At 75.3% G+C, this 15339-nt stretch carries 19 protein-coding genes; 10 read left to right on the top strand and 9 right to left on the bottom strand.

Annotation, left to right across the window (positions count from 1 at the left end):
• Positions 1-168: 168 nt before the first annotated feature.
• Positions 169-447 (bottom strand): hypothetical protein, encoded by a 279-nt coding sequence (locus tag BLW63_RS04570; protein ID WP_091151914.1) that lies wholly within the window; start codon positions 445-447, stop codon positions 169-171.
• Positions 448-736: 289 nt separating this feature from the next.
• On the opposite strand from BLW63_RS04570, the gene BLW63_RS26020 reads away from it, so the two are divergent.
• Positions 737-931, top strand: a complete 195-nt coding sequence (locus BLW63_RS26020; protein ID WP_139263472.1) for a hypothetical protein — start codon at positions 737-739, stop codon at positions 929-931.
• A 180-nt stretch (positions 932-1111) separates the two neighbouring features.
• On the opposite strand, the gene BLW63_RS04575 is transcribed toward BLW63_RS26020, so the two are convergent.
• Entirely contained in the window at positions 1112-1567 is a 456-nt protein-coding gene (locus BLW63_RS04575) for a hypothetical protein (protein WP_091151916.1), read from the bottom strand.
• A 27-nt stretch (positions 1568-1594) separates the two neighbouring features.
• Between BLW63_RS04575 and BLW63_RS27270 the strand changes: the two genes are divergently transcribed.
• Complete coding sequence (locus BLW63_RS27270; protein WP_211516992.1) at positions 1595-2416, top strand: ATP-binding protein; 822 nt, start codon at positions 1595-1597, stop codon at positions 2414-2416.
• Positions 2417-2928: 512 nt separating this feature from the next.
• Here BLW63_RS27270 and BLW63_RS04590 read toward each other — a convergent pair.
• From BLW63_RS04590 to ppgK, 3 genes are all read right to left on the bottom strand, one after another.
• On the bottom strand, positions 2929-3819 hold the full coding sequence (locus tag BLW63_RS04590; protein WP_211516993.1) for a tyrosine-type recombinase/integrase: 891 nt from the start codon (positions 3817-3819) through the stop codon (positions 2929-2931).
• Positions 3820-3936: 117 nt separating this feature from the next.
• A complete protein-coding gene (locus BLW63_RS04595; protein WP_091151919.1) occupies positions 3937-5211 on the bottom strand; it encodes an RNA polymerase sigma factor in 1275 nt (424 codons plus the stop codon).
• A gap of 303 nt (positions 5212-5514) precedes the next feature.
• On the bottom strand, positions 5515-6258 hold the full coding sequence (gene ppgK, locus BLW63_RS04600) for a polyphosphate--glucose phosphotransferase (protein WP_091151922.1): 744 nt from the start codon (positions 6256-6258) through the stop codon (positions 5515-5517).
• Between the two features lie 58 nt (positions 6259-6316).
• Here ppgK and BLW63_RS04605 point away from each other — a divergent pair, with 58 nt between their 5' ends.
• Positions 6317-7153, top strand: a complete 837-nt coding sequence (locus BLW63_RS04605; RefSeq protein WP_091151924.1) for an inositol monophosphatase family protein — start codon at positions 6317-6319, stop codon at positions 7151-7153.
• Between the two features lie 121 nt (positions 7154-7274).
• Here the strand turns inward: BLW63_RS04605 and BLW63_RS04610 are convergent, their stop codons facing one another.
• Complete coding sequence (locus BLW63_RS04610) at positions 7275-7814, bottom strand: LytR C-terminal domain-containing protein (protein ID WP_091151926.1); 540 nt, start codon at positions 7812-7814, stop codon at positions 7275-7277.
• A gap of 131 nt (positions 7815-7945) precedes the next feature.
• Positions 7946-8992, bottom strand: coding sequence for a phosphotransferase family protein (locus tag BLW63_RS04615; protein ID WP_170856641.1), 1047 nt, complete (start codon positions 8990-8992; stop codon positions 7946-7948).
• 275 nt (positions 8993-9267) lie between these two features.
• On the opposite strand from BLW63_RS04615, the gene BLW63_RS04620 reads away from it, so the two are divergent.
• The 7 genes from BLW63_RS04620 to BLW63_RS04650 all read left to right on the top strand — a co-directional run bounded on the left by BLW63_RS04620 (position 9268) and on the right by BLW63_RS04650 (position 13916).
• Positions 9268-9570: a DUF4193 domain-containing protein gene (locus tag BLW63_RS04620; RefSeq protein ID WP_012948011.1), complete on the top strand. Its 303-nt coding sequence runs from the start codon at positions 9268-9270 to the stop codon at positions 9568-9570.
• Positions 9571-9715: 145 nt separating this feature from the next.
• On the top strand, positions 9716-10546 hold the full coding sequence (locus BLW63_RS26660) for a hypothetical protein (RefSeq protein ID WP_170856642.1): 831 nt from the start codon (positions 9716-9718) through the stop codon (positions 10544-10546).
• Positions 10547-10675: 129 nt separating this feature from the next.
• The gene (gene dut, locus BLW63_RS04630) at positions 10676-11170 is read left to right on the top strand and encodes a dUTP diphosphatase (protein ID WP_211516994.1); all 495 of its coding nucleotides are present in this window, start codon (positions 10676-10678) and stop codon (positions 11168-11170) included.
• A gap of 1 nt (position 11171) precedes the next feature.
• Positions 11172-11864, top strand: coding sequence for a DUF3710 domain-containing protein (locus BLW63_RS04635; RefSeq protein ID WP_091151933.1), 693 nt, complete (start codon positions 11172-11174; stop codon positions 11862-11864).
• Positions 11861-12655, top strand: coding sequence for an alpha/beta hydrolase family protein (locus BLW63_RS04640; RefSeq protein ID WP_091151936.1), 795 nt, complete (start codon positions 11861-11863; stop codon positions 12653-12655). Before BLW63_RS04635 ends, BLW63_RS04640 begins: the two co-directional genes overlap by 4 nt.
• Complete coding sequence (locus BLW63_RS04645; protein ID WP_091151939.1) at positions 12652-13029, top strand: OB-fold nucleic acid binding domain-containing protein; 378 nt, start codon at positions 12652-12654, stop codon at positions 13027-13029. The genes BLW63_RS04640 and BLW63_RS04645 overlap by 4 nt, the downstream gene beginning before the upstream one ends.
• Entirely contained in the window at positions 13026-13916 is an 891-nt protein-coding gene (locus BLW63_RS04650) for a DUF3159 domain-containing protein (RefSeq protein WP_244522355.1), read from the top strand. Before BLW63_RS04645 ends, BLW63_RS04650 begins: the two co-directional genes overlap by 4 nt.
• Here the strand turns inward: BLW63_RS04650 and BLW63_RS04655 are convergent.
• The gene (locus BLW63_RS04655) at positions 13913-14581 is read right to left on the bottom strand and encodes a potassium channel family protein (protein ID WP_091151941.1); all 669 of its coding nucleotides are present in this window, start codon (positions 14579-14581) and stop codon (positions 13913-13915) included. The genes BLW63_RS04650 and BLW63_RS04655 overlap by 4 nt on opposite strands.
• Before the next feature lie 25 nt (positions 14582-14606).
• A complete protein-coding gene (locus BLW63_RS04660) occupies positions 14607-15275 on the bottom strand; it encodes a potassium channel family protein (protein ID WP_091151943.1) in 669 nt (222 codons plus the stop codon).
• Positions 15276-15339 lie beyond the last annotated feature (64 nt).

Raw genomic sequence — 15339 nt, forward strand, 5'->3', positions numbered from 1 at the left:
CTCCACGAAGCCGTCCAGCAGCCGGCCGTCGACATCGCGCAACTGCAGCTGGTCGCCCGACCGCAAGGATCACGCCGGCGTCGGCGATCTGCGCGCTGTTGTCGTCGACCACGCGCAGCTGGCGCTCGAGCGGACCGAGCTCGGCGTCGATGATCATCGCGGTCTGCCTCAGGTGTTTCGGTCGCCGAGTGGCGGCACGCTCGACCGGTCGGGTACCGGAATGGGCGGCTGCGCGGGCTGCGTCCCCCGGTTCCGGTGCACCCGCAGCTCGGCGGAGCCGTCGGGGTGGGCCGCGAGCACGTCCGCCTCAGGAGCGGCGGAGTCCTCGTCGACGACACGGATCCGCTCACCGACCGCGGGGCCGGCCACGCCGTGCACCGCGCCGGAGCCGGCCGACGTGGAAGGTGTCAGGTCGGGGTCGGTGGTTCGCGGTGCGGTTGTCGCCATCTCGACCTCTCTCCGCGGCACGAGGAGCCCCCGGGGCGCAGAAGGCGCCCAGGGCGTGCGGATCGTCGCCTCGGCCACCGACGACGGTCTACCGGGCCTCGGTGAACGGCCACGGCACGGCGGTCGACCAGCGGGTGGACGAACGTCCGTCCCTGGTCCCCCGGGGCCGGCCGTCCGACTTGCGCGCATCCCCTCTCGTCCTCACCACGTCTCATCCGGCGCCGGGGTTCATCACGGGGCTGGACCCACGCAGCGCCGCGGCCCACTGCGGTCATCGGCTCGGAAGGCGATGGTCGACTACGCGGCCGCCATGCTGGTCTCGCGCGTCCGCGGCAAGCGGGCAGGCCATCGCGCCGGCCTCGTGGTCAGCGCTGGTCGGGAGCGGAGTAACCGACCCAGCGTTCACCGGCGGCCCGATGGCCTGGCTCGAGAACAGCAACGGTCACTGTGCCGTCTGCTCGACGACTTCGAGCTCGACCTGTGAGTGGTGCAGTCCTCGCGCCCTCCTCAGGGTCGCCGCCGCGCTGGCGCCGTCGGCCGGTCGCCGGCAGCTGTTGGGGTGGTGTCCCCGGGGTCGGGTGTTCCGTCAGTAGTCGGCCCGTCGGGCGGGGAGGGCGCTGACCGCCAGGGGAGTGGGGGGCTGCGGTCGGCGGCCCGGGCGTGATCAGGCGTTGGCGCCGGCGCCGGCGTCTGCGACGAGGTGGGTGACTGGGACGTCGCAGCCCTTGCGCAGCCGCGTCGGCAGGTCCCGGCGGATCCACTGCGACAGCCCGCGGGGCAGGGTGGAGATGACGATCTCGTCGGCGCGGAAGCGGCCGAGGGTAAGGAGGACCGCCTGCAGCGGGTCGGGGTCGCCGACCTCGCCGTCGACCGCGGCCCCTAGGCCCCGCAGGTGCTCCAGTGCGCGGTCGAGGCGCTGCTGGGCCAGGGCGTAGGCACGGTCGGTCGCAGACGGCCCCAGGGCCGCATACGCGGCGGGTCCGTCGACCTCGTCCGGCGCCGGGGTAGCCGGCGCGACGAGGAAGAAGTGGTGCGGCTCGGCGGCGATCCGCTCCTCGACTGCGCGGGTGAGCGTGTCGGTCGTCAGGGTCTGGTTCGCGACGATCAAGCAGCGGCGCATGGCCTGTGCTCCGTTCGGTCGAGCCCCATGAACGCCTCAGTGTGGGAGCGGGACGCCATCCGGGTCCACATCCTCCACCACGCCGCCGAGGACAAGATCCACGGGACGTCCATCCGGCCCCCCGTTCGCCACATGGCAGGCGACCGGACAATGAAATCGGCGCGAACCGTGCGTATCCGGGTCGGGAACATCCGTCTGTCCCGCGCCCATCCGAGGCTTGTGTTGACCGTGCGGGGGAAGCTGCAGGTGCGCAGAGCTGCAGCAGACGGTGTCGACCGGATTCGGCTGAGGTTCACCGGCGATCCCGGGAATGCCGCTCATTCGCATGTCGGTCATGACGTGACCCTGAGGACGCAGATGAGCGTGACGGACTGGTTGCAGCGGCCGCCGGAACCGGCCGTCGATCTCACCGCGGGATGGTTGGCAACTCCCGGCACGGTCGCCGACCTGATCCAACTGCGCCACACCCTGCCCGCCCTGGTGGGGCACCGATCCGGACCGGCCGGTGACGACGCCGATCTGGAGGACTTGCTGCTGGTCTTCGAGGAACTGGCGTCCAACGGGCTGCGGCATGGTCGGCCGCCGGTGCGCGTGGTGGTCGCGTCGATCCCCGCCGGCTGGCTGCTCGATGTCTCTGACGCCGCCGCCGACACCCCGCCGGTACCCGCCCCCGACCGTGATCCGGCCACCGGTGGCCTGGGCCTGTGCCTGGTGGCCGCCCTGTCCGCCGCGCACGGCTGGACGGTGGACGGGGACCGCAAGCACATCTGGGCCCGGATCGACGCCGGCTCCTCGGCGCGCCGGTCGCCGTACCGGGCGGTTCCCGCTTCTCCACGTACTCGGGTGTGAGCGGGACGCACCGAGGAGGGCTTGCCCGCTCTCGTCGGGCGCCGCAGGTGCGGCAACGCAGAGCTCCGGTGCGCCGCGGTCCGGCCGGGCGCAGGCTCGGCGCGGCGGGCGGCTGCAGACACGCAGGCCCCAACCGACGGAAGAGGGCCACCATGCCCGACCGGGCACCGGGACAGGGTCCGCCAGCGGTGCGGCGACCAGCTGGGCCGCAGCGCGGACGGCGCCCCGATTCCGTTTCGCCGGCCGGCCGCTGCCCCGGCAGCGCCTGCAGACCGCGCTGTCCCGGGCCGTCGAGCGCGTCTCGGTGAGGCTGGTGAGCGAGCCGGCCGGCTCGGGCAGGACCGTGCCGGCGGCTACCTGGGCTCGGCGGGCGGCTGCTTGCACCGCGGGGCCGCGTGGGTCCGCCTGGGCCGCGATGACCTTGAGGTGACCGAGTTCTGCCGCGGTCCCGTGATACGGCCGGCGCCGAGCAGATGGTCGGGTCCTCAGCGGATGACCGCCGCCTGCTGCCGTCAGAAGTCGCCGAGCCCCAGGGCGCGAGCCTCCGCGGCGGCACGGGGCCGACGCCTGCGCGCGCGTGTAGCGCAGTAGCATGTCCGGCCGCGTCCAGCCGGCCACCGCCATGAGTCCACCCTCGCTGCCGCCGGCGGCGAGCCAGCGGTGTACTGCGGTGTGCCGCAGCCGGTGCGGCCGGAACCCCTCGATCCCGGCCGCGCGGGCCCGCTCGCCCAGCGTCTTGTGCAGCGCGTCGTAGGAGAACGCCTTGCCGCGGTCGCCGAGCCACAGCGCCGGGGTGTCGACCAGTCGGTGGCTGCGACGGGCCCGGAGGTAGCGGTCCAGCGCCCGGGAGGTCTGCGGGCCGAAGGGGCCACCCGGCCCCTACCACCCTTGCCCCGGCGCACGGTGGCCGTGCCGGTGGACAGGTCGACGTCCTCGGTGCCGAGCGCGACGACCTCGCCGGCCCGGGCACCGGTCTCGACCATCAGCCGCACGAGCGCCTCGTCCCGGCGGTCGCGCAGCTCGCGGCCCGCGCAGGCGGCGACCAGCGCCTTGATCTGCTCGATGGCCAGCGGCTCGACGACCTTCGCGTCCAGCCTGGGCGCCTTGAGGCCGAGCAGGGAGTCGGCGTCGCTCTCGCCCTCCTCGCGCAGCCAGGCCGAGAAGCGCCGGAGGGCGAGCTGCCGAGCGCGGGCGGTGGCGGGCTCGGCGCCGGCCTCGAGCAGGTCGGCGGTCAAGGCGTTGACGCTGGCCCGGTCGAGCACCGCCGGGCGGCCGGCGCCGTCGGCCCAGGTGAGGAATCGGAGCACCCCGTCGCCGTAGGACTTCACCGTCTCGGGGCTCCTGCGCTCGGCGCGCAGGTGCAGCTCCCAGGACGGCAGCAGGGCGGCGAGGTCGACGGCCATGCCGCGCGCCCTAGGCCAAAATCTGGACTGGGAGCGGTGTGCATGGTCTCCCCGGTCGCGAACCGACCGAGAAACCGCCCCCTGAGCTGCAGAAACAGGTCAGGGGGCAGCCAGGGCTCAGTCCAGGTAGTCGCGCAGCACCTGGGAGCGGCTGGGATGGCGCAGCTTCGACATGGTCTTCGACTCGATCTGCCGGATCCGCTCGCGGGTGACCCCGTAGACCTGGCCGATCTCGTCGAGCGTGCGCGGCTGGCCGTCGGTGAGGCCGAACCGCAGCCGGACGACGCCGGCCTCACGCTCGGACAGCGTCTGCAGCACGCTGGTCAGCTGGTCCTGCATCAGCGTGAAGCTGACCGCGTCGACGGCGACGACCGCCTCGGAGTCCTCGATGAAGTCGCCGAGCTGGCTGTCTCCCTCGTCACCGATGGTCTGGTCGAGGCTGATGGGCTCCCGGGCGTACTGCTGGATCTCCAGCACCTTGTCCGGGGTGATGTCCATCTCCTTGGCCAGCTCCTCCGGGGTGGGCTCGCGGCCCAGGTCCTGGAGCAGCTCGCGCTGGATGCGGCCGAGCTTGTTGATGACCTCGACCATGTGCACCGGGATGCGGATGGTCCGGGCCTGGTCGGCCATGGCGCGGGTGATGGCCTGGCGGATCCACCACGTCGCGTAGGTCGAGAACTTGTAGCCCTTGGTGTAGTCGAACTTCTCGACCGCGCGGATCAGGCCGAGGTTGCCCTCCTGGATGAGGTCCAGGAACGCCATGCCGCGGCCGGTGTAGCGCTTGGCGAGGGAGACCACGAGGCGGAGGTTGGCCTCCAGCAGGTGGTTCTTGGCGCGCTCGCCGTCGCGGACGATCCAGTTGAGGTCGCGGCGCATCTGCGGGGAGAGCTTCTGGCCCTCCTCCTCGGCCTGGCGCAGCCGCTCGGCGCCGTAGAGGCCGGCCTCGATGCGCTTGGCGAGGTCGACCTCCTCCTCGGCGTTGAGCAGCGCGACCTTGCCGATCTGCTTGAGGTAGGCGCGGACCGAGTCGGCCGAGGCGGTGAGCTCGGCGTCCTTGCGGGCCTGGCGGAGGGCCTCGGACTCCTCCTCGTCGTCCCACTCGAAGTCGCCGCCCTCGGCGGTGGCCTCCTCGGGGGTCGGCTCGGTCTCGGCGACGCCGTCGGGCGTGGCGACGACGGTCTCGTCGATCTTCAGGCCCTCCCCGCCGGCGTCGACCACGGCGACCGTGGCGCCGTCGGTGGCCACGGCGGTGAGGACGGCACCCTCACCGCCACCCGGCGACGGCGCGATGCTGGGCTTGCGGGCGCCCGTGGCGGCGGTGGGCTTCGCCGCGCTCTTGGCCGTCCGCTTGCGAGCGGGGGCCTTGGCCGGTGCTGGCTGGTCGGCGGGCACTCAGGTTCCTTCCCGTGCTGGGTGCGTTCCCCGGGGGGCCGTCTGGTCCCCGGGCAGCGGCCTCGGCCGGCGTCCGGAGCGGGGAGGGGCCCGACGGGCGACCGGGTTTGACCGGTGCGCAGGCGGGGGATGCCTCTCGGCTGGGAGCGACGGGGGCGGGGCTCCTCCATTGTAACGACGCGTTTCGGGTGGTCCACCGTTTCGCAAGGCCGGTGCCCCCCGACCTGGGGGGAGGACCCCAGGTCCAGGGGCGTTCTCACCCTCCGTGGTGGCCCGGCGGCGGGCGGCGGTGCCCCGCGGTCGTCACTGTCCGATGCGCTCCTCGGCGGCCAGGGCCGCGCCGACGATGCCGGCGTCGTTGAGCAGCTGCGCGGGGACGACGGGCGTGCGGGTCGACAGCAGCGGCACCCACTTGTGCGCCTTCTTGCTCACCCCGCCGCCCACGATGATGAGGTCCGGCCACACGGCGGCCTCGAGGACGTCGAGGTAGCGGTCCACCCGCTTGGCCCAGTGCGGGTAGCCGAGGTCCTCGCGCTCCCGGGCCGACGCCGAGGCGCGCTTCTCCCCGTCCTCGCCGTCGACCTGGATGTGCCCGAACTCGGTGTTGGGCACCAGGACGCCGTCGGTGAACAGCGCGCTGCCGATGCCGGTGCCGAAGGTGAGCATGAGGACGACGCCCCGCTTGTCCCGGCCGGCGCCGTAGCGCATCTCGGCGAACCCGGCGGCGTCGGCGTCGTTGAGCGTCTGCACGGTGCCCGGGATCCGGGAGGCCAGGCCCTCGGCCAGGTGCGTGCCCAGCCAGCTCTTGTCGACGTTGGCCGCGGTGTGCACCACCCCGCTCTTGAGCACCCCGGGGAAGGTGACGCCGATGCGCCCATCCCAGCCGAAGGAGTCGACGATCCGGCCCACGACGTCGTACACGGGGTCGGGCAGCGAGGGCTTCGGGGTCTCGATGCGCAGGCGCTCGCCCGCGAGCTCGCCCTTGTCGAGGTCGACCGGGCACCCCTTGATGCCGCTGCCACCGATGTCCACGCCGAACCCGAGCACGCGGTCAGGGTAGTGATCGTCGCGGCGGGCGCCAGAGCAGCTCGTGCAGGATCGGGGCATGACCACGACGCCGGAGCCCGCCGCCCTGCTCGACCTCGCCGTCTCGACCGCGCGCGAGGCCGCCGATCTGGTGGCGCGCGGGCGCGCCTCGGCCGCCGAGCAGGTCGACGTCAAGTCCAGCCCGGTGGACCTGGTCACCGCGGTGGACCGGGCCTGCGAGGAGCTGGTGATCAGCCGGCTGCTCGGCGCCCGTCCGGACGACGGGCTGCTGGGGGAGGAGGGCGGCGAGCGCACCGGCAGCAGCGGGGTGCGCTGGGTCGTCGACCCGATCGACGGCACCACCAACTTCGTCTACGGCCTCCCCGCGTACGCGGTGTCCATCGCCGCGGAGGTCGACGGGCGGCCGGTCGCGGGCGTGGTGCTGAACGCGGCGACCGGTGAGCTGTACGCGGCGACCGCGGGCGGCGGGGCGCACCTGACCACCCCCGGCGCGGAACCGGTGCGGCTGACCGGCAGCCGGCCGGCCGCGCTGGGCCAGGCGCTCGTCGCCACGGGCTTCGGCTACCGGGCCGAGCAGCGCCGGGCCCAGGCCGCCGTGGTCGCCGGGCTGCTACCGGAGGTCCGCGACATCCGGCGGCACGGCTCGGCCGCCCTGGACCTGTGCACCGTGGCCGCCGGCCGGGTGGACGCCTACTACGAGATGCACCTCAACCGCTGGGACTTCGCCGCGGGCGCGCTGGTCGCGGCCGAGGCCGGCGTCGTCGTCACCGGCCTGCCGGGACGGCCGTTCGGCGAGCCCCTGGGCATCGCCGTGGCGCCGTCGGTCGCCGACGAGTTCCTCGCCCTGCTGGGCCGGCTGCACCAGGAGGACCACGCTCCCGGGCCGGCGTCCTGACCGCCGCTGTGTGCACGGAGTGTGGTCTCCGGGGCCCCGGAGACCACACTCCGTGCACCCAGCGTGCCAGGGTCGGCCGGTGGCCGAGCCCGCGGAGTGGTGGGCGCAGGGGGTCCTCCGATCAACAGGCGGCGGCGGCGCTGGCGCCGGCGACCAGCGCGGCGTCGACCTCCTCGGGCGGCGCGAGGCCGGCCCAGTCGGGGCCGATCACCACGTCGACCGTGGCCGTGGCGCGGGTGTCCAGGAAATCACCGGACCCCGGGAGGAACAGCCGGACGTAGGCGGCCGCGTCGTTGCCGCGCGGGCCGTGCCGCAGCTCGCCGACCCCGGTGACCTCGCGCTCGGTGGGGTCGTTGGCGACCTCCTCCACCACGAAGCCCCGCTCCTGCAGCGACGCGGCGACCTCCTGGGCCAGGCCGGCCCGGTCGGTGGCGTTGAACACCCGCAGCGCGACCGTGGTCGGGTCCAGCGAGGGCGGCGCGGCCGACGCGCTGGCGCAGGCCTGGGCCTCCTCGGCCTCCAGCTCGCCCTCGGTGTCGAAGACGTTCCACCAGACGGCCAGCGCGGCCAGCGCCAGCACCAGCAGGAAGACCAGCGGCGGGATCGGCCGGCGACCGCTCCGGGGACGGACCGCGGATCGGTCGGTGGGCGGCGCGCTCACGGGCTCTCCTCGCTGGCGTTCATCGGCCGTGTACCCCGGCGCTGCCTGCTCTCACGTGAGCTCGCCAGCCCGCTCACGGAGTCCCCCTCGATCGCTGACGGTCGGCGGGAGTCTAGAGCCGGTCGAGGGACCTAGATCGCACCGTCGTCGAGCGCGGCGCGTCCCCGCTCCACGCACGGGTCGATGCGGTCGGCGTAGCCCGCGGTGTCCTTGCCGGCCATGGCGCCGGCGGCCGACCGGGCCACGATGCCGGCGACGATCGCGGCGAACTTGAAGTACGCGAAGGCGACGTACCAGGGCAGGTGGGAGAGGTCCAGGCCACTGCGCTCGCCGTAGCGCGCCGCGACCTCCGCCCGGGAGGGGAAGCCCTCCAGCGCGGTCACGGTGCTCTGCCCCGCGACGGCCTCCTCACCGGGCTGCGGCCAGTACACGTGCAGCATCCCGAGGTCGGCCAGCGGGTCGCCCAGGGTCGACATCTCCCAGTCCAGCACCGCCCGGACCCGGCCGGGGGTCTGCGGGTCGAGCAGGCAGTTGTCGAGCCGGAAGTCGCCGTGCACGATCCCGGACCGCTGCGTGGTGGGCACGGTCTCGGCCAGCCGCGCGGCGAGCGCGTCCAGGCCCGGGCGCTCGCGGTCTCGGGTGGCCTCCCACTGCTGGGTCCAGCGGCGCACCTGCCGGGCCATGAAGCCCTCGGGCCGGCCGAAGTCACCCAGCCCCACGGCCTCGTGGTCGACGGCGTGCAGGTCGGCCAGGACGTCGACCAGTCCCTCGCCGATCGCCCGCCGCTGCGCCGGCTCGTCGGCGTAGCCGGCCGGGATCCGGTCGACGACGTGCAGCCCGACGACGCGCTCCATCACGTAGAACGGGGCGCCCAGCACGGCCGGGTCGGTGCACAGGTGCAGCGTCCGCGGCACCGGGACGGCGGTCGGCACGAGAGCGGAGACGACCCGGTGCTCGCGCGCCATGTCGTGCGCGGTGGCCAGCACCGCGCCCGTCGGCGGGCGCCGCAGGATCACCGCGTCGTCGTCCGACCCGCTCTTCGGCGTGATCGTGTACGTGAGGTTGGACATGCCCGCCGCGATGAGGTCGACGCGGACCCGGGACCAGCGCTCGTCGCCGAGCACGGAGGCGAGGTAGGGCCCGACGACGGCTGGATCAGCACCCACGGGAGTCGACACGGCCGCAGGGTAGCCTCTGGCGCTCCGCGCCTCGTCCGACCCGTTCCGGCAGTGGGGTGGTCCCCCTCGCGCGTCGGGCACAAACAGGGGCCGCGCGACGTTGGGGGGTCCGCCGGTCAGACCGTGCCGGCCGATCTGCCCTCCGGCGGAGGGTCGGACGGCGCGGTGGACCCCCGGTCGCCCGCGGCGACCGGACAGCACGGCGGCGCTCCCGCGCGCCGCCGCAGACGATGCGGGCCCCTGCCCGCGACGACCCCGGAGGAGGGGCACTTCCCATGGCCACCGACTACGACGCCCCGCGCCGCAACGAGGCGGACGAGCTCGGCGAGGACTCGCTCGAGGAGCTCAAGGCCCGCCGCGCCGAGGCCCAGTCCTCGTCGGTCGACGTCGACGAGACCGACTTCAACGAGAACCTCGAGCTGCCCGGCGCGGACCTGTCCAACGAGGAGCTCACCGTCCGCGTGCTGCCCAAGCAGGAGGACGAGTTCACCTGCTCGCGCTGCTTCCTCGTGCAGCACCGCAGCCGGCTGGCCGCCACCAAGGGCGACCAGCTGTTCTGCCGCGACTGCGCAGCCTGAGGGAGGACCCCGTTGCCCCCGCCCCTCGCAGGCTCGCGGCGGGACCTGCAACGGGGCCGTTCCAGCACTCGACCGAGGAGGGCCAGTGACGGACCACGGTGATCGCACCGGGCCGGTGCGGGATGTCCCGCCACCGCGTCCGGTCGTGCCCGGCGCGGCCCGGGGAGCGACTGCCGCGCCCGCGGAGGAGGGTCCGCTCGGGCGGGCCGGCCGGCTGCTGGCCGAGGCCGTGTCCGGCCTGGTGGCCGGGACCACGGGTGGGGCCGACGGGCGCCGGTCGACCGCGGCGACGCTGCGCGACGTCGTCGCCGCGGTCGCGGCCGCCGGGACGCGCGCCGGCCGCGGCGCGCGGCCCGCCGCGCCGTCCGGCCCGGACGACGGCGGGGCTGCCCGCACGCCCAGCGCCCTGCTGGGCGACCTGCTGGCGACCGCCGCCCCGCGGCTGCCGATCCGCGACGCCGCGAGGCTGCGGGCGGTCCACCCCGGTGTCTCGGACGACGAGATCGCCGACGCGCTGGTCTCGCGGGCCGCCACGCTGACCTCCGGCATCGGCGCCGCGGCCGGTGGGCTGTCGGCGGCCCACTGGATCGCCCCGCCCTCGCTCCTGGCGCTGCCCCTGGAGCTCGGCGCGGAGACGGTGCTCACCGCCGCCGTCGAGCTGGTCCTGCTCGGCGAGCTGCACGAGCTGTACGGCCGGCCCGCGCCCGGCGACGCCCGCGATCGCGCGCTGGCCTACCTGTCCAGCTGGACGCGGCAGCGCGCGGTCGAGGAGTCCGTCGTCCCCGGGCTGGGCGCCGTCCTGTCCTCGGCCGGGCTGCGGACGCTCAGCCGCCGGATGACCCGGCGGATGGCCCGCAGCGTCCCGGGGGCGGCTCCCTTCCTCGTCGGCGCGGCCCTCGGCGGCCGGGCCAACCGCAAGGCGACCGAGGCGCTGGCCCGCCGGGTGCTCACCGACCTGCGCCGCCCCCGCCCCTGAGGCGAGGACCCGGACCCGTGCCGGGTACCGGCCCCGTCCCGAGGCTCGCCGCGAGCCTGGGAGCGGTGCGGAGGACGGGGTCCTTCTCCGAGCGGTGGGGGGCAAGGGGGTCCTCCTAGGATCGCGGGCGTGCCCGACCCCTCCCTCCCCGCCGTCACTGAGGTGGAGGTCCCGGTGCGGCTGACCTCCCCCGAGGACGTCGTCCCCGCCTACGCCCTGCCCGGTGACGCCGGGGCCGACCTGGCGATCGCCGAGGACCTCGAGCTCGCGCCGTTGCAGCGCGCGCTGGTGGGCACCGGCGTCGCGGTGGCCATCCCGGAGGGCTACGCCGGTTTCGTGCACCCGCGCTCGGGCCTGGCCCACCGGGTCGGCCTCTCCCTGGTCAACGCCCCGGGCACCATCGACGCCGGCTACCGCGGGGAGGTCAAGGTCAACCTGGTCAACCTCGACCCCTCGACGCCGCTGACGCTGCGCCGGGGCGACCGCGTCGCCCAGCTGGTCGTCCAGCCGGTCGTGCGCGCCCGCTTCGTGCCGGTCGAGCAGCTGCCGGAGAGCGCGCGGGGGGCCGGGGGCCACGGGTCCACCGGCGGGCACGGGAGCGTCCACGAGAAGGGGACCGACTGACATGCCGTTCGGACGGCGACGCAACCGGATCGACCGCAGTCTGCGCGAGCGCGGCGTGCCGCCGGAGCCGCAGCACAAGGTCCGCGAGGTCGAGGAGACGACCGGGCCGTGGGACTCCGCCGACGCCCCCGACGACGGCGTCGCCCGCATCGACCTGGGCTCGCTGCGGCTGCCCGCGATCCCCGGCACGGAGCTGCGGGTCGACGTCAACGCCCAGCAGAAGGTCATCGGCGCCACGCTCCGCTACGGCGACTCGCTGCTGCAGGTGGCCGTGTTCGCCGCACCCCGCGCGGCCGGCATCTGGGACGACGTCCGGGCCGACCTCGCCCGCAGCGCCTCGGGCCAGGGCGGCCACCTCGAGGAGGTCGACGGGCCGTTCGGTCCCGAGCTGGCCGGCTTCGTGCGGGCCACCCCGCCGGCGCAGGCGGGCCAGCCCGCGGCCGCGCCGGTGCGGCGGCCCGCTCGCTTCGTCGGTGTCGACGGTCCCCGCTGGTTCCTGCGCGGCATGATCAGCGGCTCGGCGGCGGAGACCCCCGAGGCCGCCGCGGCGCTGGAGCAGGCGTTCCGGCAGATCGTCGTCGTCCGCGGGACCGCGCCGATGCCCGTCCGCGAGCCGCTGCCGCTGACCCTCCCGCCGCAGGCCGCCGCGCAGCTGGCCGCCCGGCCGCCGGGCACCCCGCCGCCGGGCCCGTGAGCGCCGTCCGCACGACCTACGGACCGCACCCCGACCAGTTCGTCGAGCTGACCCTGCCCACGGGCGCGAACCCGGCGCCGGTGGTGGTCGTGCTGCACGGCGGCTTCTGGCGGGCCGCGTACGGCGTCGAGCGGGCCCGGCCGCTCGCCGCGGACCTGGCCGCCGCCGGCTTCGCCGCCGTCGCGGTCGAGTACCGCCGGGTCGGCGCCGGCGGGGGCTGGCCGGCCACGCTGGCGGACGTCGCTGCGGCGCTGGACGCGCTGCCGGACCTAGCCGCCGCGGATCGGCTCGACCTGGCCGGGGTCGCGGTCGTCGGGCACTCCGCCGGCGGGCAGCTGGCCGCCTGGGCGGCCGGCCGTCCCCGGCTGCCGGAGGGGGCGCCGGGCGCGCGGCCGCAGGTCCGGGTGACCGCCGCCGTCCTGCAGGCCGGCGTGCTCGACCTCGAGCGCGCCGCGGCGCAGCGGCTGGGCGACGGGGCGGTGCAGGACCTGCTCGGCGCCGCGCCCGCGGACGCACCGGAGCGCTACGCGGCCGCCGACCCGGTGCGGCTGGTCCCGGCCGGCGTCGACCTGCTGTGCGTGCACGGGACCGACGACACGACCGTGCCGCCCGAGCAGAGCACCCGCTACGCGGCAGCGGCGGCGGCGCAGGGTGCCGCCGCCGACGTGCGGCTGGTGCCCGGGGACCACATGGCGCTCATCGACCCGGCGGGCGAGCCGTGGGCGCTGGTCCGCGACTGGTTGCGGTCGCGCGCCGGGTGTGCCGGCGACCGCTCTACGCTGGACCCGTGACGCAGACACGTCAGGGCGGTTGGTTCTCGCGGACGCTGCAGCGGCTGACCGCCGACGACCAGACGATCGACGCGGAGGAGCTGCGCGCGGGCACGGCGATCGCCGGCTGCGAGGCGGTCAGCGCCTGCCGCAAGGGCGCCGTCGTCACCGTGACCGGCCGGCTGAAGTCGGTCGTGTACACCCCGCGGGAGACGGTGCCCACCCTCGAGGCCGAGCTGTTCGACGGCTCCGGCTCGGTCACCCTGGTGTGGCTCGGCCGGCGGCGCATCCCCGGCATCGAGCCCGGCCGCACGCTCACCGCGCACGGCCGCTTCGCCTCCTTCGACGGGCGGCAGGTCATCTACAACCCCCGGTACGAGCTGAGCGCCGGGTGACGGCTGCGCCCGAGGGGGACGGGCGCCCGGGTCCGGCCCGCCCCGGGGACGACGCCGGGTCCGGCCCGCGCGGCGTCGCCTTCGACCGCCACCTCGTCCTCGACCAGCTGGGCGGCTGGCGGGGCATGCTCGACGCCACGCTGCCCACGGTCGCGTTCATCGTGGCCAACTCGCTGGCCGGGCTGCGCCCCGGCATCGTCGCCGCGCTCGCCGCCGCCGTCCTGCTCTTCGGGTGGCGCCTGGTGCGCCGCGAGAGCGTGCAGCAGGCTTTCAGCGGGCTCTTCGGCGTCGCGATCGCCGTCGCCATCGCCGCCGCGTCGGGGCAGGCCCGCGACTTCTTCGTCCCCGGCCTGATCCGCAACGCCGCCCTCGGCGTGGTGCTGATCGGCTCGATCGCCGTCCGGTGGCCGCTGGTGGGCGTGGTCGCCGAGTTCCTGGCCCCCAGCCACCTGGGCTCGATGGCGTCGCACTCGCTCCCGGGGCTGCGGCGCCGCTTCGACCGCGTCAACGCCACCCTCCACCACCGGCCGCCGCCGCCCGCACCGACCGGTGCCCGCCCGGCGGACCCCGCGCCCGAGCGGCACTGGCGCGACGACCCGCGGATGGTGCGCGCCTACTCCTGGCTGACGCTGCTGTGGGGCGTCGTCTTCCTCGTGCGCGTCGCCGTCCAGTGGGTGCTCTACCGCGCCGACGAGGTCGAGCTGCTGGGCACCGCCTCGCTGCTGCTCGGTCTGCCGGTCACCGCCGTGGAGGTCGTGGCGACCCTGTGGGTGGTGTCCCGGCTGCACCGGCACCGCGTGAAGGGCCCTCCTGCCCCCCACCGCTCGCACGCTCGCGGCGGGCCCCTGCAGGAGGGCCGACGGTCCCCCGAGACGGACCTCGGTTAGAACGAGGGCGCGGGGGAGAGCACCTGCTGCAGCTGCTCCTCGACGTCGGCGTGGGTGACGAACAGCAGCTCGTCGCCGACCTCCAGCGGCTCGTCGGGGGTGGGGGTGATCACCCGGTCGCCGCGCAGGACGGCGGTCAGCACCGTCTCCCGCGGCAGCGGCACCTCGCGCAGCGGCTTCCCGGCCCACGGGGTGTCCTCGGCGAGGGTGATCTCGACCAGGTTGGCCGCGCCCTTGCGGAAGCTCATGAGCCGGACGACGTCGCCGACGGTCACCGCCTCCTCGACCAGCGCTGCGAGCACCCGAGGGGTCGAGACGGCGACGTCGACGCCCCACGCCTCGGTGTAGAGCCACTCGTTGCGCGGGTCCTTGACCCGGGCGACGACCCGGTTGACCGCGAACTCGGTCTTGGCCAGCAACGAGACGACCAGGTTGGCCTTGTCGTCGCCGGTGGCCGCCACGACGACGTCGCAGGTGGCCAGCTGTGCCTCCTCCAGGGAGGAGACCTCGCACGCGTCGGCCTGCACCCACTCGGCGCCGGGCACCGCGCGGGTGCGCACCTTGCGGCCGTCCTTCTCGATGAGCATCACGGTGTGCCCGTTGGAGAGCAGTTCCCCGGCGATCGAGCGCCCCACGGCACCCGCGCCCACGATGGCGACTCTCATGCTCGGTCCCCTCGTGCCGTGCGCATCAGTGTCCCCCTCCCGTGGGGCCCTGCTCGACGACCTGGTGCACCCGCTGGGTGATCGCGTCGGTCGCGGCGACCACGAGCTGGTCGCCGTCCTGCAGCACGGTGCCCGCGGTGGGCAGCTGGGCGTCGCCGAAGCGGACCAGCCAGGCGGCGCGCGCCCCGGAGGCGGCCTCCAGCTCGGTCAGCCGCCGCCCGACCCACGGCTCGGTGACGGTGACCCGCATGAGCAGCACCTGGCCGGTGGGCTCGCGCCACAGCTCGCTGACCTTGACCGAGAGCAGCTCGCGCAGCAGCCGGTTCACCGTCCAGGGGACGGTGGCGACGCTGGGGATGCCCATCCGCTCGTAGATCTCGGCGCGCTTGGAGTCGTAGATGCGGGCGACGACGTGCTGCACGCCGAAGGTCTCGCGGGCCACTCGGGCGCTGATGATGTTGGAGTTGTCGCCGCTGCTCACCGCGGCGAACGCGCCGGCGGAGTCGACGCCGGCGTCGAGCAGCGTCTGCCGGTCGAAGCCCAGGCCGGTGACCTGCCGGCCGGCGAAGTCCGGGCCCAGCCGGCGGAAGGCCTCCGGGTCCTGGTCGATCACGGCCACACTGTGCCCGACCTCCTCGAGCCGGCGGGCGATCGCCGACCCGACGCGGCCGCAGCCCATCACGACCACGTGCACGTGCAACTCCCGAGCTCGCAGGTCCGGTGCGCCGGGGTCGGAACCCGGCGCGTGTCCGGCCGCG

The organism is Geodermatophilus africanus (assembly GCF_900107105.1).
GTDB lineage: Bacteria > Actinomycetota > Actinomycetes > Mycobacteriales > Geodermatophilaceae > Geodermatophilus > Geodermatophilus africanus.